Genomic DNA, 1,633 nt, shown 5'->3' with positions numbered 1-1,633 from the left:
AGGCGGCGCTGCTCGGCATCCGCACCCTGATGGCGCTGCTACCGATTCTGGCATCGCTCGTGGTCATCGCGGCTCTGCAGGGTTACCCGCTCCACGGCGAGCGTTATCGCAGGATGCGGGAGACCCTGGGGCGGATCCGCGCAGGCATGGATTGAAGTCCGCTCTTCGGCTCTCACCCGGCGTTTGCTACGGTTCGCCGGATGGCGCGCAGGTTCGCTTGGGTTCTCGTCCTGCTGCCGGCGATCACCCTGCAGGTGAGCACTGGCGGCGCCAGCGCGGCGGCAACGCCGTCCCGATTCTTTCCGGGCGACTCGGTGGCTCTCGTCCTCCGCGACAGCAGCCGAGTGTCCGGGGTGTTCCTCGATCTCGGCCGTGTCGCTCAGGACGAGTATCGCGTCCGGTACGACCGGTGGCGGAGCGAGTCCAGCGCCGGTCGCGCGATGCCCGAGATCGGCGCGCGAATCGAGCTGGTCACGGGGAGGATCACCGGTAGCGGCAAGGTGTCCTTTTGCGGTCTGGCTCATGACGGCGTGGCGATACGGAAGGGCGACGGTCCGATCCGCACCGTCGCCTACGATCGCTTCTCCAAGATGAGAGTGGAAGGCGGGAAGAGCATCGAGAGCCGGCGCGTCCAGGCGACCGGCCGCGATGCGGAGACTCCACTCATCACGGCGCTCGAGCTGCGGACCGCCAGCGGCACGATCGCCGTTCCCTTCGACGACGTGCTGGCGGTGCAGTCGGCGCCCGCGGAAGCAACCCCGCGATCCGATAGCCGCTTCATCCCCGCTTCGGAGAAGCCGAGGACCACGGCCGCGATCCAGCTGGGTGGGTTGTGGGCCGCGGCTCCCTCCGATCTCGGCTTGGTAGGGCATGGCATCTACGCGCGAATCTCGCCGAAGTTCGTCACCCCGAGCCTCGGTCTCGATTTCACCACGGGATTGGTGCTCGACGACGAGAGCGACGGCACCGGATTGATGCTCGAGCTCGCGCTCAGCGGCACGATTCCCATGGGCCCCGCCATCGGCATCGCGCCTCACGGGGGCTTCGGGGTGCTGCTCGCCGGGGGATTCGGAGTCGGGACCCGCACCCTCGGATCGGGGGTGTTCGTGCGCATGAGCCGCGGCTTCGGTCTCCGCGCCGATTACACTTACCACTGGCTGTTCTGCGAGAACTGCAACTACCAGGGCTTCTCGGAGGCTCAGATCGGACCCTATTGGGGATTCTGACCGGCAGCGGGCCAGGTCGGACGCCGTTCGAGGCCCCGACCGGCTCCCGCGAGGGCGGTTTGTTGTAGATTCCGCCGCCCATGGCCGCATCCACGCTTCGCTTCCGACAAGCCCGCCCCGACGACATGATGGGCTGCGCGCGTGTGTTTCTCCGCTCCGCCACCGATCTCGCGCGCCGGCAGAGCAACGATCCGCCGCCGATGCGCGCTCGCGACATGGAGCCTGCGCTGGCGCATCTGCAGCGGACGGACCCCCGAGGCTTCCACGTGGCGGTCCAGGACGGCCGCGTCGTCGCCTTCGCCGCGACGATCCGGCGCGGCGGCACTCACTTCCTCTCGATGTTCTGGGCCCTGCCTTCGCTGCAGAACAAGGGGGTCGGCCGCCGGCTGCTCACACGGGCCTTCGAG

Annotated in this window: 2 protein-coding genes; both read left to right on the top strand. The window is 68.5% G+C overall.

The window, feature by feature from the left end; genetic code table 11:
- Positions 1–200 precede the first annotated feature (200 nt).
- On the top strand, positions 201–1,226 hold the full coding sequence (locus VFQ05_00740) for a hypothetical protein (protein ID HET9325279.1): 1,026 nt from the start codon (positions 201–203) through the stop codon (positions 1,224–1,226).
- Positions 1,227–1,306: 80 nt separating this feature from the next.
- A partial coding sequence (locus VFQ05_00735; protein HET9325278.1) for a GNAT family N-acetyltransferase occupies positions 1,307–1,633 on the top strand: 327 nt, incomplete at its 3' end.

This window comes from Candidatus Eisenbacteria bacterium, assembly GCA_035712145.1.
Classification (GTDB): Bacteria; Eisenbacteria; RBG-16-71-46; order RBG-16-71-46; family RBG-16-71-46; genus DASTBI01.
The sequence above is the reverse complement of the archived record's forward strand: the minus strand, read 5'-3'. Positions and strand labels throughout refer to the sequence as shown.